Raw genomic sequence first — 21,568 nt, 5'->3', positions numbered from 1 at the left:
CGCCGATCCCCGCCCATGCGCCTGCTGCCCCGATTTCCATCTGGCGCGCCCCTGCCCCGCATGGCACAACAAGGGCCATAGCAAGACACCAAGGGAGCGCGACATGGACACCGGATTCGGCAAGGGCTGCCATTTGCACCTGATCGACGGCTCGGCCTTCATCTTCCGCGCCTATCATGCCCTGCCGCCACTGACGCGCAAATCCGACGGGCTTCCCATTGGGGCGGTCGCGGGCTTCTGCAACATGCTCTACCGCTATGTTGAGGCCAATACCGGCCCCGACGCGCCGACACATGTCGCCGTGATCTTCGACCATTCCGGCAAGAGCTTCCGCAACGATCTCTACGATCTGTATAAGGCCAATCGCCCGCCCGCACCCGAAGACCTCGTGCCGCAATTCCCCCTGACCCGCAAAGCGACCGAAGCGTTCAACATCGCCTGTAAGGAAGTCGAAGGCTTCGAGGCCGACGACATCATCGCGACGCTCGCGTGCCGCGCCCGCGAGGCCGGGGGTCGCGTGACCATCATCTCATCGGACAAGGACTTGATGCAGCTTGTCGGCGGCGGTGTCGAAATGCTCGACGCAATGAAAAACAAACGCATTGATAGCGAAGGCGTCGAAGAGAAATTCGGCGTCGGCCCGAACCGCGTCGTCGATGTGCAGGCGCTCGCAGGCGATAGCGTCGACAACGTCCCCGGCGCGCCCGGCATCGGCGTCAAGACCGCCGCGCTTCTCATCAATGAATTCGGCTCTCTCGAAGAGCTTCTCGACCGCGCCGAAGAGATCAAGCAACCCAAGCGCCGCCAGACCCTGATCGAGAAACGCGAGCAGATCGAGATGTCGAAACGGCTGGTGCAGCTCGACTGCGACATGACGCTCGACTTCACCATCGAGGATCTCGAGGTGCGCGACCCGGAACCCGAGACCCTCCTTGGATTCCTCTCCGAGATGGAGTTCCGCACCCTTTCCAAGCGCGTCGCCGACAATCTCGGCGTCGAGGCCCCTGTCATCCCCGAAGCCCCCGCCGCCACCGGTCCCGCACAAGGCGGCGCCGCGGATGCGCCCGAGGACAAGCCGTTTGACGTGGAGGCCTATGAATGGGTCAAGGACCGCGCCGCCCTTGATGCGTGGATCGCCAAGGCCCATGCGCGGGGCTATATCGCCGTCGATACCGAGACCACCGGGCTTGACGAAATGGTCGTCGATCTCGTCGGCATCTGCCTGTCCGTCGAGCCGGGCGAGGCCTGCTATATCCCCGTCGGCCACAAGAAAGAGGCCGGGACGGACGATCTCTTTGCCAGCGACGAGTTGGCCGAGGGGCAATTGCCCCTGAACGAGGTGATCGACGCGCTCAAGCCCGTGCTGGAAAGCCCCGCGATCCTGAAGATCTTCCAGAACGCCAAGTATGACGCCAAGATCCTCTCGCGCTACGGCATCACCGTCGCGCCGATCGACGACACGATGCTCCTGAGCTACGCGCTTCATGCGGGCCTGCATGGACACGGCATGGATACGCTCGCCGAACGCTACCTCGCGCATACGCCGATCCCGATCAAATCCCTGCTCGGCTCCGGCAAATCCGCGATCACCTTCGACAAGGTGCCGCTCGACGAGGCGGTGAAATATGCCGCCGAGGATGCCGACATCACGCTCCGCCTCTGGCAACTCTTCAAACCGCAACTGCACCAGAAACAGGTGACGACGGTCTACGAGACCCTCGAACGCCCGCTCTCGCCCGTGCTGGCCCAGATGGAACGCCACGGCGTCAAGGTCGACCGCGACACGCTAAGCCGCATGTCCAACGCCTTCGCCCAGAAGATGGCCGGCCTCGAGGCCGAGATTCACGAGTTGGCGGGTGAAAGCTTCAATGTCGGCTCTCCCGCGCAGGTCGGCGAAATCCTCTTCGACAAGATGGCCCTGCCCGGCGGCAAGAAAGGCAAGACCGGCAAGTATTCGACCCCCGCCGATGTCCTCGAAGACCTCGCGACGGAACATGACCTGCCCGCCCGCATCCTCGACTGGCGGCAGCTTTCGAAACTGAAATCGACCTATACCGACGCGCTACAGGACCACATCAACCCCGAGACGGGCCGCGTCCATACCTCCTACGTGCAGACCGGCGCCAATACCGGCCGCCTTGCCTCGACCGATCCCAACCTGCAAAACATCCCCGTGCGCAGCGAAGAGGGCCGCCGCATCCGCGAGGCGTTCGTGGCGGAAGAGGGCAAAACCCTGATCGCGCTCGACTATAGCCAGATCGAACTGCGCATCCTCGCCCATATCGCCGATATCGACGCCCTGAAACAGGCGTTCCATGACGGGCTCGACATTCACGCCATGACCGCGTCCGAAATGTTCGACGTGCCGCTGGACGAGATGACCCCCGAAGTGCGCCGCCGCGCCAAGGCGATCAACTTCGGCGTGATCTACGGCATCTCCGGCTTTGGCCTCGCCCGCAACCTGCGCATCCCACGTGGCGAGGCGCAGGACTTCATCAACCGCTACTTCGAACGCTTCCCCGGTATCCGCGCCTACATGGACGACACCAAGGCGTTTGCGAAAGAGCACGAATACGTCCAAACTCTATTTGGTCGCAAAATTCATATGCCCGAGATCAACGCCAAAGGGCCCCGCGCGGGTTTTGCCAACCGCGCCGCGATCAACGCACCGATTCAGGGGACTGCCGCTGACATCATTCGCCGCGCCATGATCCGCATGCCCGAGGCGATTGCCGACCTGCCCGCCAAGATGCTCCTACAGGTGCACGATGAACTCATCTTCGAGGTCGAAGACAGCGCCGTGGACGAGACAATCGCGGTCGCTCGCGACATCATGCAGGGCGCGGCCGAGCCGGTGGTGAAACTGAACGTGCCGCTCATCGTTGACGCTGGGCAAGGCGCCAACTGGGCCGAGGCGCACTAGGCAGGCTGTTTCACAAGACGCATCGTGATCCTGCGCGCCAGCGGCGCCACGAAAAGCACGATCGGAAACGCCACGACCCAGGCTGAGAGCCAGCCACTGACCCATAGGCCAAAGAACCCTTCGACGAACCCGGCAAGTCGAAGGGTCGAGATACCGATGATCAGGAAGGACATCATACCCGACATGAAGAAGGCAAAGAGAAACGGCTGAAAGCGTGGTGGGAACATATAAGATCTCCGGAATGTTTTGCCGCTATGTCCCTCTTTCCCCTGCCCACCGCAACGCGCACCCCCCTGTGCACGCCTGCACAAGCGACCTAAGCGCACAGCCCCTTGTCTCCCTCACACCCATGGCGCACCCTCTGTCCAAGGAGTGCCGATGCCCCACGATCACCACCACCACCACGCCCTACCCGATACCGGAGACACACGCGTCCTCTGGGCTGTGATTGTCAATGTCGCGCTGACGCTGGCGCAGATCGTCGCCGGAGTGATCTCTGGCTCGCTCGCCATGATCGCCGATGCGATCCACAACCTCTCCGACGCCCTCTCCCTCATCATCGCCTTTTTCGCCCGCCGGATCGCACGGCGCCCTGCCGATGCCGACATGACCTTTGGCTATGGTCGTGCCGAGGTCGTGGCGGCGCTGGTGAACTACACGACACTGATCGTCATCGCGCTCTATCTTGTCTCAGAAGGCATCGGCCGCCTGTTCAACCCGGTCGAAGTCGAGGGCTGGATCGTCGTCATCGTCGCCGGGATCGCCTTCGTCGTCGATGCCGTCACCGCGCTTCTCATCATGCGCCTGTCACGCGACAGCGTGAACATGCGCGCCGCCTTTCTGCACAATATCGCCGACGCACTCGGCTCCATCGCCGTGATCGTCGCAGGGGTCTTGATCCTGCTCTACGATTGGCGCCTGATCGACCCGATCCTGACGCTCGTCATCGCGGGCTATATCCTCTGGCATTCCGCCACCGGCCTGCGCCCCGTGATCCGCATCCTCATGCTGGCAAGCCCTGATGATCCGCCCCTTGAAGAGGTGCTCGCCGCGCTTGAAGGCATGCCCGGCGTCGCCTCAATCCACCACGTCCATCTCTGGCGCATGCAGGAACACGAGGTCTCGCTCGACGCCCATGTGGTGATTGACGGCAGCAAAGCCCCCGCCGAATTGCGCGCGGCCCTGCGCCAGATGCTCTCTGATCGTTTCGGCATCCACCACGGCATGATCGAGATGGAGACCGCCGAGGAAAGCTGTGCCGACGCTGCGCGGATCGGCCACTAAAAACGGCTCATCCAGCCAAGCTCTGCCACGGTGCCCGCCTTGCCCGGAAGATATTCTGCGCTGACGTACCCATCATACCCATCCCCCCGCAACGCCGCGAAAAGCGCGTCGAAATCGACCGCACCACCAAGCCCCGGCGCAACGCGCCCCGGCACATCAGAGACCTGCACATGCCCGGCCCGCGCCCCATACGCGCGCCACACGGCAAGCGCATCCCCGGTCAACATCTGCGCATGAAACGCATCGTATTGCAGGGTCAGGTTTTCCGCCCCCACCGCATCGATAACCTCGACCGCAAGCGCATAGTCGTTGAGGAAATACCCCGGCATACTCACCGGGTTGAGCGGTTCGATGCTGAGCCTCTGCTCCGGTGCCATTGCCGTGGCCCAGCGCAGGTTCTCAACCAGAGTGGCGCGCGCCGCGTCGCCCTCGGCAACGCCTGACATCACGTGAATGATCCCCGCATCAAGCGCCCGCGCATAGCGAAGCGCCTGCTCGAAATCCTCGCGGAACCGCCGCTCCTGCCGCGGCACGGCGGCCCATCCCCGCGCGCCTGCGGCCCAGTCCGTCGGCGGCGTGTTGATCAGCACGACAGGTAGCCCCGCCGCCGCCTTCGCGGCGCAAGGCCTTTCGATCGGCGTCTCATAGGGAAACAAGATCTCGACCGCATCGAACCCCGCCGCCTTCGCAGCCGTGAACCTTTCGAGAAACGGCATCTCATCAAACAGCATGCTGATATTGGCGGCAGAGCGGATCATGACTCTCACCCTTGCCTCGACCCGCACCCAAGACAAGGTCCGAAAACGACACACTGTCGAAAATGAACAAGAAACCGCGCCCGAATCACGCGAGGGACGAGGGGTCGGCCCGTATTTCCGGGAGACGTTTCAAAATCAGTTTCGACCTTGCAGGAGAGGTGTGGCATGTCCTCGACAAGCCCCAATCCCGTGCGGCCTATTGCGGTCGGCGGTACCCGCCGGACTCTGTCCGGAAACGCCCTTGGCGTGGCCTCGATGTTCGCCTGGGCCTGTGGTTTCCCGGCGGCAGAGGTGCTGCTTGCAACATGGCCGACACTGGCCCTCATCACCGCACGTTTCGCGCTCGCTGTGACGATGCTGATGGTGCTTTGGCTCCTCGTTGATGGCCCCCGCGCCGTTGCCTCGGCGCGTTGGGGGCGCGGCACGCTCATTGGCGGGCTGACCTTTGGCCTCGGCACCTACCTCCTCCTGCTCGCGCAATCCCTGACCGACGCCGTCACCGTCGCCATCATCGCCACAGGCACCCCCATCGCCGCAACCCTGATCGAAATGTGGAGCGGTGGGCGACGCCTCAACACGGCCTTCGTTCTTGGCATGATCGCCTCCGTCGCGGGCGGCGTGATCGCCACAGGCGGCACAGGCGTTGAAACCCTCGGCGCGGGCGTCCTCGCGGCGCTCGGGTCCTGTTTCCTCTTCGCGCTCGGAAGCCACTTTACCGTGCGCGACTTCTCCGACCTTTCCCCGGTCGGACGCACGACGATCACGCTTGCAGGTGGGCTCGTCTTCAACGCGACGATCTTCCTCGTCGCCTATGCGATCGGTACAGACGTGCTGCCCCGCGCGGTGATCGACACCCACCAAATCACCATGCTTGCGATCTATGCCCTCGCCGCCGGCGCACTCAGTCAGGTGATGTGGATCGCCTCGGTCGGTCGCCTCGGCATCGCCGTCGCCTCGTTTCATATCAACGTCGCGCCGTTCTACGTCATGCTCTTGATGCTCGCGCTCGGGGACGGCTGGAACTGGACCAAGGCCTGTGGCGCAGGCATCGTCATCCTCGGTGTCATCATCGCCCAGCGCGGCGAGACCCGCCGCGTCGCGGCCTAGTCCAACGCCTCAGCCGCGATAAGCGGAAAGAACGTGCCGCCCGACCAGATGCCAAAATGGCGCGCACCATCGATCTCGGCCTCCTCGCCCATCTCAACCATGCGATAGAAACTCTTGCGGTCGATCCGCGCCTCAAGCCCACCGCGCACCATGACATAAGGCGCTGGATCTTCCTCTCCACCCTCAACGCGGATGGGGGTCTCCGCACCAGCCTCGACGACGTCGCCGACATTGGTCACAAACCGCAAGACTTGAGTCTCTCCGCGCCCCTCGGCCTCGACATCGACGGCGACAAAGGCCGCGTCCTCGACCGTGATCCGCCATTTCTCAACCGGCGTGACAAGAAAGGTCTCGTCGCCTTCCCGTTTGAGAATCGTCGAGAACACCCGCACCAGCGGTGCGCGCCGGATTTCGCCACCTTCGTGATACCAACGCCCGTCTTTGGCGATCCGAATGTCGATATCGCCCGAAAGCGGCGGATTCCAGAGATGCACAGGCGGGAGCGTCTTGCCTTTTCCCGCATCACGCGCCGCCTCCGCGATCCCCTCAAACGAGGATGTCACGGGAATTTGTCCGCTCATTGCTTTTGCCATTTCCGTTCCCCGCGATATGGTTTCTCTTAGGATATAAACCTAGCGGAGGACTTGTCATGGCCCAAGACGCCGATCTTGTCGCGGATATCGAGGCGCTGACCGGGCAGCTCGCAGCCGCCAAAACCGCCATCACCAAGCGGTTCATCGGTCAAGAGCGCGTCGTCGACCTGACGCTTTCGGCGCTTCTGTGCGGGGGACATGCCCTGCTGATCGGCCTTCCCGGCCTTGGTAAGACGCGGCTTGTCGAAACCCTTTCGACCGTGATGGGCCTCAATGGCAACCGGGTGCAGTTCACGCCCGATCTCATGCCTGCCGACATTCTCGGCTCCGAGGTGCTCGAGAAAGGCAAGGGCGGCACGCGCGAGTTTCGTTTTGTCCCCGGCCCGATCTTCTGTCAGCTCCTGATGGCGGACGAGATCAACCGCGCCAGCCCCCGAACCCAATCCGCCCTCCTTCAAGCGATGCAGGAGAAAAAGGTAACCGTCGCGGGTGAGGATCGCCCCCTCGATGCGCCCTTCCACGTGCTTGCAACGCAGAACCCCATCGAACAGGAAGGCACCTACCCCCTCCCCGAGGCCCAGCTTGACCGCTTCCTCGTGCAGATCGACGTGCCCTATCCCGACCGCGACACCGAACGCGACATTCTCCTCGCGACGACAGGCGTCGAAGAGGAAGAAGCGCACGCCGTCTTTACCGCCGCCGACCTCATCGCCGCCCAGACTCTTCTGCGACGCATGCCCGTCGGCGAAAGCGTGGTGGAAATGATCCTCGACCTCGTGCGCGCTTTCCGGCCCGAAGATCCCTCCGCCTCCGAAGCCGTGCGCGAGACCGTTGCATGGGGGCCCGGTCCCCGCGCCGCACAGGCCCTGATGCTGACGGTGCGCGCGCAGGCGCTCCTGCATGGCCGCCTCGTGCCCTCCGCCGAAGACGTGACCGCGATGGCTGTGCCGGTCCTGTCGCACCGCATGGCGCTGACTTTCGCGGCCCGCGCCCGTGGCGAGACCGTGTCCGACCTGATCGCCGAGACCCTCGCCGGGATGGACGGGATCGGAGCCGCCGCGTGACGGACACCGCCCATCTTCGCACGCGCGCCGAGACCGAGGCCGCCCGCCTGCCGCCGCTCCTTGCCGAGGCCGAACACCTCGCCGGGACGGTGCTCTTGGGTGAACACGGGCGGCGGCGCGCAGGTTTGGGAGATGATTTCTGGCAGTACCGCCCGATCCAACCCGGTGATTCCCTGCGCATGATTGACTGGCGCCGCTCGGCGCGCTCAGACGCGCAATTCGTGCGTCAGCGTGAATGGCAGGTGGCGCAATCGGTGATGCTCTGGGTGGACCGCTCTGCCTCGATGGACTTCACCAGCCTCAAGACAGGCATGACCAAAGGCGACCGCGCCCGCACCCTCGCGCTTGCGGTGGCGATCCTCCTGATCCGTGCCGGAGAACGCGTCGGCCTCACAGGCACCGCCCTGCCCCCGCGCCGGGGCGAAGGCCAGATTCTGCGCCTGACCGAGATGCTTCTCGGGCCAAGCGGAGAGGATTTCGGAACTCCCGAAGCTCGCGCCATGCTGCCTCATGCCCGCGCGCTCTTTATTTCGGATTTCCTTGGCGATTTCGACGCCGTCGAGGCCGCCCTCTTCAAAGCCGCCGACCGGGGCATTCGCGGCGTCATGATGCAGGTGCTCGACCCCGCCGAAGAGAGCTTTCCCTTCCACGGTCGCGCCGTCTTCGAGAGTATGGGCGCAAGCCTCAGCCACGAGACCCGCAAGGCCTCCGACCTGCGCGACCGCTACATGGAGCGGCTGATCGAACGCCGCGCCCGGCTCAAGGCGCTTGCGGCAACAACGGGCTGGCAATTCGCGCCGCATGACACGACGCAATCGGCGCAATCGGCGCTTCTCTGGCTCTATCGTGCGCTGGAACGTCGCCCATGATGGGGGCGCTTTCCATAGGCTTCACGACACCCTGGCTGCTCTATGCACTGCTGGCGCTGCCTGTTTTGTGGATTCTCCTGCGCGCCATCCCGCCCGCGCCGATCGTGCGCCGCTTTCCCGGCGTCGCGCTTCTCATCGGCCTCACGGATGAGGATACCGTCACCGACCGCACCCCGTGGTGGCTCTTGCTCTTGCGTGCACTTGCCATTGCCGCGCTCATCCTTGGGCTCGCTGGCCCTGTCCTCAACCCCGAGCAAACCGACACCGCCCGCCAAGACCGCCTCTTGGTCCTGCTCGACGGCGGCTGGGGCGCGGCGTCGAACTGGCGTGCGCAAATGGCCATGCTCGACACCCGCCTCGACGAAGCTCACCGCGCGGGCCGCGAGGTTGCGCTGGTGCAACTGACCTCTGCCGAGACCCCACGCTTCCAGCCCGCAGCCACGTGGCAGGCACAGCTCGCAGGGATTTCACCATCCCCATGGCAACCCCTGCCCGACACCCTCACAACCCTCGCCGACGCCCTTCCCGACACCGATTTCGATACGCTCTGGATGTCCGACGGTCTTGAGAACTCCGAACGTCGCACGCTCCTTGCCGCGCTCGAAGACAAGGGCCGGGTCGAGATCGTCGAAGGCAGCCGCGCGGCTCTCGCCCTCGCCCCGACCGAGGTCTCCGAAGGTATCCTGACCATCGAGGCCCGCCGCGCCGCCACGCCCCTCGCGCGCGATATCACCGTCGAAGCCCACGGCCTCGATCCCTCCGGCGCCGCCCGTGTCCTTGCCACCGCGCCGCTCTCCTTCGCACCCGGCGATGCCACCGCATCAACCGACCTCTCCCTGCCTGCCGAATTGCGGGCGCGAATCTCCCGGTTTGAGATCGCGGGCCAACGCTCCGCCGCCGCCGTTTCCCTCTCTGATGACTCCCTGCGCCGCCGCGAAGTCGCCCTGATCGCCGGACGCGAATCCCGCGAAGGGCTCGAACTCCTGTCGCCGCTGCACTACCTGCGCCAAGCCTTGAGCCCCAATGCCGACATCCTCGAAGGCGCGCTCTCCGATGTCCTGCCCGCGAACCCGGATGTGATCGTGTTGGCCGACGTGGCGACACTCTCGGACGGAGAAACCGCCGATCTCTCCGACTGGATCGCCGAGGGCGGCCTTCTGCTGCGTTTTGCCGGACCGCGCCTCGCCGCAGCCAGCGCGGGCGGCACCTCCGAAGACCCGCTCCTGCCCGTGCGCCTGCGCGCCGGAGGCCGTAGCGTTGGTGGCGCCATGAGCTGGGGCGAGCCGAAGGCTCTCGCCCCCTTCCCTGCCGAAAGCCCGTTCCACGGCCTCCCCGTCCCTGACGAGGTTCGCATCGAGGCACAGGTCATGGCCCAGCCCGACCCCAACCTCGCCTCCCGCGTCATCGCCGAGCTCTCAGACGGCACGCCCCTCGTCACCCGCAAGCGCCTCGGCGAAGGGCAGGTCGTTCTCTTCCACGTGACCGCCAATGCCGAATGGTCCGGCCTGCCGCTTTCCGGCCTCTTCGTGCGCATGCTCGACCGCCTCGCCATCCTGAGCGCGACGACACTCTCCGACGAAGAGCGCCTCGCCGGCACCACATGGCAGCCCGTGCGCGTCCTCGATGGCTTTGGCCGCCTACAGGACGACCCCACCCTCGTGGGCGTCTCCGGCGAAGACCTTGCGACCGCCCCCCTCGGCCCGGCGCTCCGCCCCGGCCTTTACCGCTCCGGCGCCCGGCTTGTCGCCCGCAACGTGATCGCCACCGAGACCGAGCTCCTCCCCGCGAACTGGCCCGCAGGCACCGTCATCACCGGCTTCGAAGCCGCGCCCGAACGCCCCCTCGCCGGGCCGCTCCTTGCCGGCGCTCTGGCGTTATTGCTGCTCGACATTCTTGCCTCTCTCGCCGTCTCCGGTCGCCTGCGTGGCGCGCGCGCGGCGACAAGCATTGTCCTGCTGCTCGCCCTGCCCATTCCCGAGGCGCGTGCCGACGAACGCCGCGCCATTGCCGATACCCGCGAAGTGGTGCTCGCCCATGTCCTGACCGGCACCGCCCGGATCGACGACACCGCCCATGCGGGCCTCCTCGGCCTGTCGGAAACCCTCTTCTTCCGAACCTCGGTGGAGCCGACCGAGCCTGCCGCGATCAACCTCGAAACCGACGAGATCGCCCTCTACCCGCTCCTCTACTGGCCCATCACCCCGGACCAGCCGATCCCCTCCGACGAAGCCTATGCCAAGCTCAACGCTTACCTGCGCGCGGGTGGCATGATCCTGTTTGACACCCGCGACGCCGATGTTGCCCGCTTTGGCTCGGCAAGCCCCAATGGGCGCAAGCTCCAACGCCTCGCCGCGCCGCTCGACATCCCGCCACTCGAACCCGTGCCTGGCGACCACGTGCTGACCCGGACCTTCTACCTCCTTCAGGACTTCCCCGGCCGCTATACGAGCCGTGATGTCTGGGTCGAAGCCGCCCCCGCCGATGCCGAAAAGATCGAAGGCATGCCCTTCCGCAACCTCAACGATGGTGTGACGCCTGTGGTCATCGGCGGCAACGACTGGGCCGCCGCTTGGGCCATGGATCGCAACGGCAACGCGCTCTACCCCGTGGGCCGGGGCCGCAGCGGCGAACGCCAGCGCGAATTGGCCTACCGCTTCGGCGTCAACCTCGTGATGCATGTGCTGACCGGCAACTATAAATCCGATCAGGTCCATGTCCCCGCCCTTCTCGACAGGCTCGGCCAATGACCGGACACGTGCTCTTCGATCCCCTCCTGCCCCTCTGGGCACTTGGGCTTCTCGCCGCGCTGGCGTTGGTCTTTGTCGGTTGGGCCTTCTGGCGCCGCCTCTCCGGTTGGGCCTTCCGGGGCCTCGCCGCGCTGGTCATCCTCGCCGCGCTCGCAGGCCCGGTGCTGCAACGCGAGAACCGCGCGCCCCTGAGCGATATCGTCCTCATGCTCGAGGACCAAAGCGCGAGCCAACGCCTCGCCGATCGTGCCGCCACAACCGAAACCGCCGCCGAGGCGCTGGCCGCCCGCATCACCGCCCGCCCCAATACCGAGCTGCGCCGCATCACAGTGCCCGACGGCGCAGAGAACGCCGGCACCGAGATGATGACCGCGCTCTCCGAAGCTCTGGCCGAAGAACCTCGCGCCCGCATTGCTGGTATCTTCGCCCTGAGCGATGGCCATGTGCACGACATGACCCGCGCGCCCGACCTTCCAGCGCCCCTGCACCTCCTCCATACCGGACGCGAAACCGACTGGGATCGCCGCCTGACCGTCACCGGCGCCCCCGCCTTCGCTATCCTCGACGAGGAAATCCGCCTGACACTGCGCATCGAGGATAGTGGCGCCGTGCCTGCCTCCGAGACCGGCACCGCCCCGCTCGAGATTTCCATCGACGGCGCGCCGCCACAGCGGTTCGACCTGCGTGTCGGCGTCACCGCCGAACTGCCCCTGACTCTGACCCATGGCGGGCGCAACGTGATCCAGATCACCGTGCCGACCGCCCCCGGCGAACTCACCGACCGCAACAATAGCGCCGTGGTGCAAATCAACGGCGTGCGCGACCGCCTGCGCGTCCTGCTTGTCTCGGGCGAGCCGCATCCCGGCGGCCGCACATGGCGCAACCTTCTGAAATCCGACGCCTCCGTGGACCTCGTGCATTTCACCATCCTGCGCCCACCTGAAAAACAGGACGGCGTGCCGGTCTCCGAACTCTCGCTCATCGCCTTTCCGACGCGCGAACTGTTCATGGACAAGATCGAGGATTTCGACCTCATCATCTTCGACCGCTACCAACGTCGCGGCATCCTGCCCTCGCTCTACCTCGAGAACGTGGCGATGTATGTCCAGACCGGCGGCGCGGTGCTGGTCGCCGCCGGGCCAGACTTTGCGAGCGCCGACTCCATCTTCCGCTCACCTCTCGGCGAGGTGCTCCCTGCCCGCCCCACCGCGCGGGTGATCGACGCGCCCTTTGCGCCCAAGGTCTCCGATCTCGGCGCGCGCCACCCGGTGACAAACGACCTGCCACAGGACGGCGACTGGGGCCGCTGGCTGCGCCAGATCGAGGTTGATCCGGGCGCGGGCAACGTGCTGATGACCGGCCATGACGACCTGCCGCTCCTCGTCCTCGAACGGGTTGGCGAAGGCCGTGTCGCGCTTCTCGCCTCCGACCACGCCTGGCTCTGGGCACGCGGCTATGAGGGCGGCGGGCCACAGCTCGAATTGCTGCGCCGTCTCGCCCATTGGATGATGGGAGAACCCGACCTCGAGGAAGAGGCGCTCTGGGCCGAGGCCACGGGCCGCACCATGCGCATCATCCGCCGCTCCCTCTCCGACACCGTGGGCGACGTGACCATCACGACCCCCTCCGGCACGACAGAGACACGCCCCATGCAGGAGACACGCCCCGGTCAGTTCGAAACCCGCTACACCGGCCCCGAGATCGGCCTCTACCGCCTCGCCAATGACGACCATGAAGCGGTGATCGGCCTCGGCCCCGCCGCCCCACGCGAATTCGAACGCACCATCGCCACCGACACGGTGCTCGCTCCTTTGATCGAGACCCGCCAAGGCGGCAGCTTCGCGCTCGAAGACGGCCTGCCGACCCTGCGCGCCGTGCGCGAAGGCCGCCCCGCCGCCGGGCGCGGCTGGATGGGGATAACGCCACGCGGCGCCTTTGAAACCCTCGACATCGCCCGCACGGCGCTCCTGCCACCTTGGCTCACGCTGCTCATGTCCGCCTCCCTGATCCTGCTTGGCTGGCTGCGCGAAGGCCGCCGCTAACCCCCCACCCCACTCTTCCTATTGCTCACAATATCCCGGGGTGAATTGGCCGCCCTGCGGCCAAGAGGGGCTGGCCCCTCCCCCGCGCCAAAGGCGCATATCCTGTGCGCCGCCCCGGCGGCGCGCCGCTGGATCACGCCAACCGCTTGTCATTCCCCGCGAGGGCTGATTTACCATTCGGACAAAAGCGAGGGAACGGACATGACACATCTCTGGGTGCGGGCCGAACAGAGGCCAAACGAAGACCGCGTCGGGCTGACACCGGAGGGCGCAAAAGCGCTTCTGGACAAGGGCATCCGCGTCACAGTCGAGGAAAGCTCGGTGCGCGCGATCCCGATTGACGGCTACCGCGCCGCGGGCTGCGACATCGCACCCGAGAACAGCTGGCCCACCGCCCCGCAGGACGCGATCATTTTCGGCCTGAAGGAACTCCCCGAAGACGGCACGCCCCTGCCGCATCGCCACATCATGTTCGGCCACGCCTACAAGGGCCAACACTCCGGCGCTGCCCTCCTGCGCCGCTTCAAGGCCGGGGGCGGCACCCTCTATGACCTCGAGTATCTCGTCGACGAGGACGGCCGCCGCGTCGCCGCCTTCGGCTATTGGGCGGGCTATGCCGGCGCCGCCGTGACCCTCAAGGCCTGGATAGAACAGCAGGCGGGCGGCCTTTGCGGCCCGGTTTCGAGCTATCCCAACAAGGACGCCATGCTTGACGATATCGGCGCCGGACTCGACACGCTCGACCGCGACATGCCGACGGCGATCGTCATCGGCGCTCTGGGCCGGGTCGGCACCGGGGCCTCTGACATGCTCGAGACCATGGGCATCTCGGTGACCAAATGGGACATGGCCGAAACCGCCTCGGGCGGCCCTTTCCCAGAGCTTCTCGACCATGACATCTTCATGAACTGCATCTTCGCGCGCCCCGGCACGCCTGTGTTCGTCCCTGCAAGCGCCAAGTCCGCCCCCCGCACCCTCTCGGCCATCGGCGATGTCGCCTGCGATCCCGACAGCGACTATAACCCCGTCCCAGTCTATGCGGAGGCGACCACATGGGATGCCCCGGCCCTGCGCGTCCACGAGAATCCGCCGCTCGATGTGATGGCGATCGACAACCTGCCCTCTCTCCTGCCGCTGGAATCCTCCGAGGACTACGCCGCCCAGCTTCTGCCGACCTTGCTCTCGGTGGATGACCTCTCGGGTGGCGTCTGGACCCGCGCCGAGGCCGATTTCCAAACCCATGTGGCAAAGGTCTGACCCATGTCGGCGACATTGACCCCGGTGATCGGCTACGCCGCCGCCGTGCTGGGCGCGATCAGTTGGGCACCGCAAGCGGTGCGCGTCTGGCGCACCGGCGATACCCGCGACCTGTCGCTCCTCGCCAATGGCCTGTTCCTCGTGAACGTGATGCTATGGCTGGCCTATGGCCTTCTGCTGATGGACTGGCCCATTATCCTCGCCAACACCGTCGGCACCTTGGTGATGATTGCCATCGTCACCGCAAAACTGAAATACGGATGAAAGGACCCAAACGATGACGATTCACTGGTGTGGCACCGGCCTCTCCGCCATTCCCGGCCTGCGCCGCCTGCTCGAGGCAGGCCACGAGATCACCGTCTGGAACCGGACGACCGACAAGGCCCGCGAGGCCGTGGGCGACCTGACCGACAAGATCAAAGCCTTCGACATCGACACGCTCGGCACCGAACTGGCCAAGGGCGATGTGGTGGTCTCCATGCTGCCCGGCGACTGGCATGTGCCACTCGCTGAGCTCTGCATTTCCAAAGAGGCACATTTCGTCTCCTCCTCCTATATCGCGCCCGAGATGAAGGCGCTTGACGACAAGGCCCGCGCCGCCGGTGTCGCCTGCGTCAACGAGGTGGGCCTCGATCCGGGCATCGACCACCTGATGGCCCATGCGCTGATCGCCGATTATCGCGCCTCAAAGGCCTATGATGCGGGGAATACGCTCTCCTTCATCTCCTATTGCGGCGGCATCCCGAAAGAGCCGAACCCCTTCCGCTACAAGTTTAGCTGGTCGCCGCTCGGCGTCTTGAAGGCCTTGCGCTCGCCCTCCCGCTCGATCCGTGATTTCGCGCCGCTCGACGTGGCCCGCCCTTGGGATGCGATCTCCTCCTACGACGCGCCGCTACCGACCCCGGAAAGCTTCGAGGTCTACCCGAACCGCGACTCGATCCCCTTCATGGAGGATTACAAGTTCGATCCCGACTGGTCGGTGAAGCAGTTCGTGCGCGGCACCCTGCGCCTCAACGGCTGGACCGAGGCCTGGGACCACGTGTTCAAGGAAATCGAAACCCTCTCCGGACCCGAGGGCGAAGCGCGGCTCAAGGACATGTCGGACCAGTTCTGGGACGAAAACGCCTATGACGAAGGCGAAGCGGACCGCGTCGTGCTCTGCGTCGGCCTCACCGCCGAGAAGGACGGGGCCGAGGTCTGGCACAAGACCTATGTCATGGACGCTTGGGGCGACGACCGCGGCACCGCCATGTCGCGCCTCGTCTCGATCCCGGTCTCTCTCGCCGTCGAATCCGTGCTGAACCGCGAGATCCCCGCGGGCGTCTCCGCCGCACCAAGCGATCCCAAGCTGTTCACCCGTTGGCTTAGCGAGATCGACACACTGGCTCAGCACCTCGAGATCGTGGACCATCTGGCCTGATACATACGAAGAACGGCGGAGGTTTGTCGCCTCCGCCGTCTCTTTTTCAATTCCGGAAGATCGCTGCTTATCCGCCGCGCACGAGGTCGTCTTCCTCGTCGGCAAGCGACATGCCAAGCTCATCCATGCCGTTCTCAAGGTGATCCGACATATGCGGCGAACCGAGCAGGTAATCCGCTGTTGGCGCCGTCGCCTCGGCCTTGGCCGTGGCAATCGCCTCGCCAAGCTCATCGGCCGTAAAACTTTCGCGCCCGATCCACATCACAGCGACAAGGCTCGCCTGTTCATCCTCGTTCAGACGTTCAATGAACGCGCGCAACTCGCCTTCGGCGCGGTCCAATTCGCGCCCCATAAGCACCACTTGGGCAACTTTCCACGGTGTAATCTCGAGCATTTCGGCGCCTCCTGACATTGTCCTGGTCCGCATCTTGCCCGGCTATCATGCACCCGGTCCTTGATCTTACGCAAATCAATTCATCGCGGTGCAGTCTTTCTCAACCCCGGTTGCGCCAGACGGTGAGTGCAAAGATCACCATCCCCAAAAGCGTCAGGATCGAGCCGGCCTTGGCAAGCGTCTCACCCGTCTGGCGCAGCGCCTGAACAATGCCCGGCACAATGAGGACAAGCCCCACCGCCGCCACCGCGAAATGCACCTTCGCCATGATCGACTCCGCCGCCGAGGGGATGAGGTGATAATAGATCCCGATAATCGCAAACCCGGCCCAACCGATGAGATTGAGATGAGCATGAGCCGGGGACAATGAATGATTGTGGCTGGCAGACATCTGGATGCCCCACACCATGCCACAGAGTGCGCTGACAACCGCCAGCCCGAAAAACCAAAGTGAGACTCCGCGCATGTCCCGTCCTTCCCGTTCTTAATGTGTTTTCAGGGTAACCTCATATCCTCGTCCCGCACTGGCGGGCAGGATAGCACACTTCTGAACGTTCGGAGTCGCCTTTAGCCTTCGGGCTTGGCAAGCGGGATCGCTTCTTCGCTTTCGGGCGCCAGTTCCTCAAAGTCGAAATTGTCGAGACGCCGTGCCCGACGGCCCGCCTTGTCGGCGCTGATCTTGATGTCCGAGAGGTCCTTCGCCGCCTGTCCGAAATGCCGATCAAGGTTCTCGACCCGCGTCCCAAGCCGCTCCACATCCGCATAAAGCAGGCCAAGCTCGCGCCGGATCGCGCCCGCCTGTTCCCGCATCCGTGCGTCCTTGAGGATCGCGCGCATCGTGTTCAGTGTCGCCATGCAGGTCGTCGGCGACACGATCCAGACCCGCGCCGCAAACCCCTCGCGCACAAGCTCGGGGAAATTCGCGTGTAGCTCGGCATAGACGGCCTCTGATGGCAGGAACATCAACGCCCCATCCGCCGTCTCGCCCTCAAGGATATATTTCTCCGAGATCGCCTTGATATGCGCTCGCACCGCCGTCCGAAGCATCCGCGCCGCCTCGTTCAGCTGCCCCTGCGTCTCGGCCCGGCGCAAGGCCTCATAAGGTTCGAGCGGGAATTTTGAGTCGATGACAATCGGCCCCGGCGGATTCGGCAGATGGATCAGGCAATCCGCCCGCTTCCCGTTCGAAAGCGTCTGCTGAAGCGCATAGGAATCCTTCGGGAGCGCCTTGCCGACAATGTCGTTGAGCTGAATCTCCCCGAACGCCCCGCGCGTCTGCTTGTTCGACAGGATATCCTGCAACGACAGCACATCGCCCGAGAGCTTGGTGATGTTTTCCTGCGCCTTGTCGATGGTCTTAAGCCGCTCCTGCAACTCGCCCAAGCTATGCGCCGTACGCCGGGACGAGCCTTGCAGGTTCTCGGTCATCTGCTGGTTCACCTGCTGAAGCCGCTTTTCCATGTGCTGCAAGAGGTTCGCCTGCGCCGCAGCCTGCGACTCGGCCACATGGGTGAGCCCCCCCGACAACTGCTGCTGCCCCGCCGAGAGGGTTTCGACCCGCTGCCCCAACGCCCCGATCTGATGCGCAAGCGGCTCGGCAACTCGCGCCGACCGCCCCGCCGCCCGGATCGCGAGGATCAACAACAGGATCACAAGCGCCACTGCGCCCAGACCGACCACTTCCACCGGCCCCAAAAGATACTCACCGACCTGGATCATGTCCGCCCGAATAGCCTCTCGATATCGCTTAGTTTCAACTCGACATAGGTCGGCCGCCCATGGTTGCACTGGCCAGAATGCGGCGTCGCTTCCATCTCGCGCAGAAGGGCGTTCATCTCGTCCGCCCGCATCCGCCGCCCCGACCGGATCGACCCGTGACAGGCCACCCGGCTCAGGATTGCCTCGATCTTGGCCCGCACCAACAGGCTCTCGCCCTGATCGTCCAACTCGTCAAGAATATCGAGCACCATCGCCCGCGCATTGACCTCACCAAGAATCGCCGGGGTCTCGCGCACCGCGACCGCCCCGCCGCCAAACGGCTCAATGGTGAGGCCAAGCGTCGTCAACTCCTCCGCCACCGCGAGGAGCCGCGCGCAATCGCCCTCGGACAATTCGACAATCTCGGGGATGAGCAACGCCTGCGCCGCAACCCCGTTCTCGGCCATCTGGGCCTTGAGCTTTTCATAGACAAGCCGTTCATGCGCCGCGTGCTGATCGACAAGGACCATGCCCGTCTCTGTCTGGGCGACGATGTAATTCTCATGCACCTGCGCCCGCGCCGCCCCTAGCGGCAGCGCCTCGAGCCGGGGTGCGCCCTCCTCCGGCGCCGTCTCTTCGACAACCGGCTCGACCCGCGCGCTATAGGCGTCCGAAAACTCGGCAAAGCCCGGCGTGGCGTGCGGCGCCTGCGCTGCATAGGCTGTCGTGCGCGCGCCAAGCGACGGGCGATCCATCTGATAGACCCGCGCGGTGCTATCTCCCATAGGTTCGGGCCGGAACGCCCCGAGCGTCGCGCCCGCCACGGTGGTCGAGGCCCGGTGCCCCGCCTCCGCCAACGCATGGCGTAGCGCCGACACGATCAGCCCCCGCGCCATCCCCGGATCGCGGAACCGCACCTCCGATTTCGCCGGATGCACGTTCACATCGACAAGATGCGGATCGCAATCAATGAACAACGCCGCCGCCGGATGCCGGTCGCGGCTGAGGAAATCGAAATACGCCCCCCGAAGCGCCCCAACGAGAAGCTTGTCCTTCACAGGCCGCCCGTTGACGAAAAGATACTGTGCGACCGCCGATCCCCGCGAATAGGTCGGCAGGGCGGCATAGCCCACAAGGTGCAGCCCCTCGCGCTCGGCATCAATCCGGAGCGCGTTTTCTGCGAACTCTTTGCCAATGATGCCTGCAAGCCGCCCGTGTAGCGCGTCGAAAAGATCGCCGCTTTCTGGCTCCGTGCGGAAGGTCACGCGCCCCTCCCCGCCGCCCGTCACATCGCGCAACGTGAAGCCCACGAACGGCTCTGCCATGGCCAGCCGCTTGACCACATCCGTGATCGCCTGCGCCTCGGCCCGGTCCGAGCGCATGAACTTGAGCCGCGCGGGCGTCGCATAAAACAGATCCCGCAACTCGACCCGCGTGCCCTTGCTCAACGCCGCCGGTTTCACCGCCCCCATGCGGCCGCCTTCGACCACGATCTCGGCGGCGTCCTCGCCCGCAGCCCGCGAGGTGATCCTAAGCCGCCCCACCGCGCCAAGCGACGGCAAGGCCTCTCCCCGGAACCCGAAGGTGTGAATATCAAGAAGGTCGCTGCCGTCGATCTTCGACGTGGCATGGCGCGCAAGCGCCAGCGGCAAATCCCCCGGCGCGATGCCGCAACCGTCATCCGTCACCCGGATCAATGTCTTGCCACCATCGCCATAGGCGACCTCGATCCGCCGCGCGCCTGCGTCGAGCGCATTCTCCACAAGTTCCTTGACCGCAGAGGCCGGACGCTCCACGACTTCGCCCGCCGCGATCCGATTGATCGCAGCATCGTCCAATTGCCGAATTACCGGGCGGTTTTCGCTTATCTTGGGGTCTGGTTGAGGCATAACCCAAAACCTAGCACGCGTACTCCCGATTCTGCCACAGCGATCCGCGCCGTTTTCGCAGCGTTTTCGCCTTCACTCTGGACAGGGCAAACAAGAGGCGTAGGATTTGATCAAATTCACAAATCCCGAGAATCAGGGCCGAGAGTCAGGACACGCCATGAAAGACGAAAACTTCCTCAAGGAAAACAATGCCCGCCACCTCTGGCACCCGATGGGCGCCCCCGGCGACCTACAATCCAACACGCCAAAAATCATCACCGGTGCCTCCGGTGTCTCGATCACCGACATCGACGGCCATAGCACGGTCGACGCCGTGGGTGGCCTCTGGTGCGTGAACCTCGGCTATTCCAACGACGTGGTGAAAGAGGCGATTGCGAAACAGCTCTACGACCTGCCCTATTACTCCGCCTTCGCAGGCACCTCGAACCCGCCCGCGATCGAGGCTTCTTATGCGGTGCGCGAATTCTTTGCCGAGGACGGCATGGGCCGGGTCTTCTTTACCTCCGGCGGCAGCGACAGCGTCGAAACCGCCCTGCGCCTCGCGCGCCAGTATCACCGCCTGCGCGGGGAGCCGACCCGGACGAAATTCATCTCGCTCAAGAAGGGCTATCACGGCACCCATTTCGGCGGTGCCTCCGTGAACGGCAACAACCGCTTCCGCATCAACTACGAACCGCTCCTGCCGGGCTGTTTCCACCTGCCTTCGCCCTACACCTACCGCAATCCTTACAACGAGACCGATCCGGCACAACTCGCCCAGAACATCGCCGCCGCCTTTGAGGACGAAATCGCCTTCCAAGGCGCGAACACCATCGCCGCCTTCATCATGGAACCGATTCAGGGCGCAGGCGGCGTGATCGTGCCCGACGCCTCCTTCATGGGCCTGATGCGCGAAATCTGCGACCGCCACGGCATCCTGATGATCTCCGACGAGGTCATCACCGGCTTTGGCCGCACAGGCGACTGGTCCGGCGCGCGCCACTGGGGCGTCAAACCCGACCTGATGACAACCGCCAAGGGCATCACCTCGGGCTACTTCCCCGTCGGCGCCTGCCTCATCAGCGAGGCCGTGGCCGAAGTCTTTGAAAAGGACAATAGCGGCGAAGCGGGCATCTATCACGGCTACACCTATTCGGCCCACCCGGTCGGCGCCGCCGCCGTGATCGCCACCCTCGCTGAGACCAAGCGCCTCGACCTCAAGAGCAACGCCGCCGCCCGCGGCACCCAGCTTTACGAAGGCGTGCTGAAACTCGCCGAAAAACACGACATCATCGGCGATGTGCGCGGTGGCCACGGGCTGATGACCGGGATCGAGATCGTCTCGGACAAACCCGCCAAGACCCCGATGGACGGCGCAACCATGGCCCGCATCCATCAAACCGCCTACGAGGCGGGCGCCATGGTGCGGCTCGGCATGCACAACATCCTGATGTCACCGCCCCTGACCATTTCAGAAGGCGAGATCGACACGATCCTCTCCGCCCTCGACGCAGGCTTCTCCGCCGCGTGATCCAAAGGCGCGC

Annotated in this window: 18 protein-coding genes; 11 read left to right on the top strand and 7 right to left on the bottom strand. The window is 64.9% G+C overall.

Features of this window, described 5'->3' with window-relative positions; translation table 11 throughout:
- Window positions 1–103: 103 nt before the first annotated feature.
- Window positions 104–2,923 (top strand): DNA polymerase I, encoded by a 2,820-nt coding sequence (polA, locus tag MK745_RS03520; protein WP_243611882.1) that lies wholly within the window; start codon window positions 104–106, stop codon window positions 2,921–2,923.
- On the opposite strand, the gene MK745_RS03515 is transcribed toward polA, so the two are convergent.
- Window positions 2,920–3,150, bottom strand: coding sequence for a DUF2798 domain-containing protein (locus tag MK745_RS03515; protein ID WP_243611881.1), 231 nt, complete (start codon window positions 3,148–3,150; stop codon window positions 2,920–2,922). The two genes, polA and MK745_RS03515, sit on opposite strands and share 4 nt — an antisense overlap.
- 151 nt (window positions 3,151–3,301) lie before the next feature.
- Here MK745_RS03515 and MK745_RS03510 point away from each other — a divergent pair, with 151 nt between their 5' ends.
- Window positions 3,302–4,207 carry a cation diffusion facilitator family transporter gene (locus tag MK745_RS03510; protein ID WP_243611880.1) on the top strand — a complete coding sequence of 302 codons (906 nt, stop codon included), beginning with the start codon at window positions 3,302–3,304 and terminating at the stop codon, window positions 4,205–4,207.
- On the opposite strand, the gene MK745_RS03505 is transcribed toward MK745_RS03510, so the two are convergent.
- Window positions 4,204–4,965 (bottom strand): hydroxypyruvate isomerase family protein, encoded by a 762-nt coding sequence (locus MK745_RS03505; RefSeq protein ID WP_243611879.1) that lies wholly within the window; start codon window positions 4,963–4,965, stop codon window positions 4,204–4,206. The genes MK745_RS03510 and MK745_RS03505 overlap by 4 nt on opposite strands.
- A gap of 165 nt (window positions 4,966–5,130) precedes the next feature.
- Between MK745_RS03505 and MK745_RS03500 the strand changes: the two genes are divergently transcribed.
- The gene (locus MK745_RS03500) at window positions 5,131–6,072 is read left to right on the top strand and encodes a DMT family transporter (RefSeq protein ID WP_243611878.1); all 942 of its coding nucleotides are present in this window, start codon (window positions 5,131–5,133) and stop codon (window positions 6,070–6,072) included.
- On the opposite strand, the gene MK745_RS03495 is transcribed toward MK745_RS03500, so the two are convergent.
- The gene (locus tag MK745_RS03495) at window positions 6,069–6,653 is read right to left on the bottom strand and encodes a DUF1285 domain-containing protein (protein ID WP_243611877.1); all 585 of its coding nucleotides are present in this window, start codon (window positions 6,651–6,653) and stop codon (window positions 6,069–6,071) included. The genes MK745_RS03500 and MK745_RS03495 overlap by 4 nt on opposite strands.
- A gap of 68 nt (window positions 6,654–6,721) precedes the next feature.
- Between MK745_RS03495 and MK745_RS03490 the strand changes: the two genes are divergently transcribed.
- From MK745_RS03490 to MK745_RS03460, 7 genes are all read left to right on the top strand, one after another.
- Window positions 6,722–7,729, top strand: a complete 1,008-nt coding sequence (locus tag MK745_RS03490; protein ID WP_243611876.1) for an AAA family ATPase — start codon at window positions 6,722–6,724, stop codon at window positions 7,727–7,729.
- Window positions 7,726–8,598 carry a DUF58 domain-containing protein gene (locus tag MK745_RS03485; RefSeq protein ID WP_243611875.1) on the top strand — a complete coding sequence of 291 codons (873 nt, stop codon included), beginning with the start codon at window positions 7,726–7,728 and terminating at the stop codon, window positions 8,596–8,598. The genes MK745_RS03490 and MK745_RS03485 overlap by 4 nt, the downstream gene beginning before the upstream one ends.
- Window positions 8,598–11,345 carry a DUF4159 domain-containing protein gene (locus MK745_RS03480; protein WP_431978962.1) on the top strand — a complete coding sequence of 916 codons (2,748 nt, stop codon included), beginning with the start codon at window positions 8,598–8,600 and terminating at the stop codon, window positions 11,343–11,345. Before MK745_RS03485 ends, MK745_RS03480 begins: the two co-directional genes overlap by 1 nt.
- The gene (locus MK745_RS03475) at window positions 11,342–13,387 is read left to right on the top strand and encodes a hypothetical protein (protein WP_243611873.1); all 2,046 of its coding nucleotides are present in this window, start codon (window positions 11,342–11,344) and stop codon (window positions 13,385–13,387) included. The genes MK745_RS03480 and MK745_RS03475 overlap by 4 nt, the downstream gene beginning before the upstream one ends.
- 201 nt (window positions 13,388–13,588) lie before the next feature.
- The gene (locus tag MK745_RS03470; protein WP_243611872.1) at window positions 13,589–14,644 is read left to right on the top strand and encodes a saccharopine dehydrogenase; all 1,056 of its coding nucleotides are present in this window, start codon (window positions 13,589–13,591) and stop codon (window positions 14,642–14,644) included.
- Between the two features lie 3 nt (window positions 14,645–14,647).
- Window positions 14,648–14,908, top strand: coding sequence for a SemiSWEET family sugar transporter (locus MK745_RS03465; protein ID WP_243611871.1), 261 nt, complete (start codon window positions 14,648–14,650; stop codon window positions 14,906–14,908).
- Between the two features lie 13 nt (window positions 14,909–14,921).
- Window positions 14,922–16,064, top strand: a complete 1,143-nt coding sequence (locus MK745_RS03460) for a saccharopine dehydrogenase C-terminal domain-containing protein (protein WP_243611870.1) — start codon at window positions 14,922–14,924, stop codon at window positions 16,062–16,064.
- Window positions 16,065–16,131: 67 nt separating this feature from the next.
- On the opposite strand, the gene MK745_RS03455 is transcribed toward MK745_RS03460, so the two are convergent.
- From MK745_RS03455 to mutL, 4 genes are all read right to left on the bottom strand, one after another.
- Complete coding sequence (locus MK745_RS03455; RefSeq protein WP_243611869.1) at window positions 16,132–16,458, bottom strand: DUF3775 domain-containing protein; 327 nt, start codon at window positions 16,456–16,458, stop codon at window positions 16,132–16,134.
- Window positions 16,459–16,558: 100 nt separating this feature from the next.
- A complete protein-coding gene (locus MK745_RS03450) occupies window positions 16,559–16,924 on the bottom strand; it encodes a hypothetical protein (protein WP_243611868.1) in 366 nt (121 codons plus the stop codon).
- A gap of 101 nt (window positions 16,925–17,025) precedes the next feature.
- Window positions 17,026–18,177, bottom strand: a complete 1,152-nt coding sequence (locus tag MK745_RS03445) for a DNA recombination protein RmuC (RefSeq protein ID WP_243611867.1) — start codon at window positions 18,175–18,177, stop codon at window positions 17,026–17,028.
- Window positions 18,174–20,045 (bottom strand): DNA mismatch repair endonuclease MutL, encoded by a 1,872-nt coding sequence (gene mutL, locus MK745_RS03440; RefSeq protein WP_243611866.1) that lies wholly within the window; start codon window positions 20,043–20,045, stop codon window positions 18,174–18,176. Before mutL ends, MK745_RS03445 begins: the two co-directional genes overlap by 4 nt.
- 157 nt (window positions 20,046–20,202) lie before the next feature.
- Between mutL and MK745_RS03435 the strand changes: the two genes are divergently transcribed.
- On the top strand, window positions 20,203–21,555 hold the full coding sequence (locus MK745_RS03435) for an aminotransferase class III-fold pyridoxal phosphate-dependent enzyme (protein ID WP_243611865.1): 1,353 nt from the start codon (window positions 20,203–20,205) through the stop codon (window positions 21,553–21,555).
- Window positions 21,556–21,568: the final 13 nt, after the last annotated feature.

This window comes from Shimia aestuarii (assembly GCF_022814865.1).
Taxonomy (GTDB): domain Bacteria; phylum Pseudomonadota; class Alphaproteobacteria; order Rhodobacterales; family Rhodobacteraceae; genus Shimia; species Shimia aestuarii_A.
Note: the sequence above shows the minus strand (reverse complement) of the source record. Positions and strands in the feature narration are given on the sequence as shown.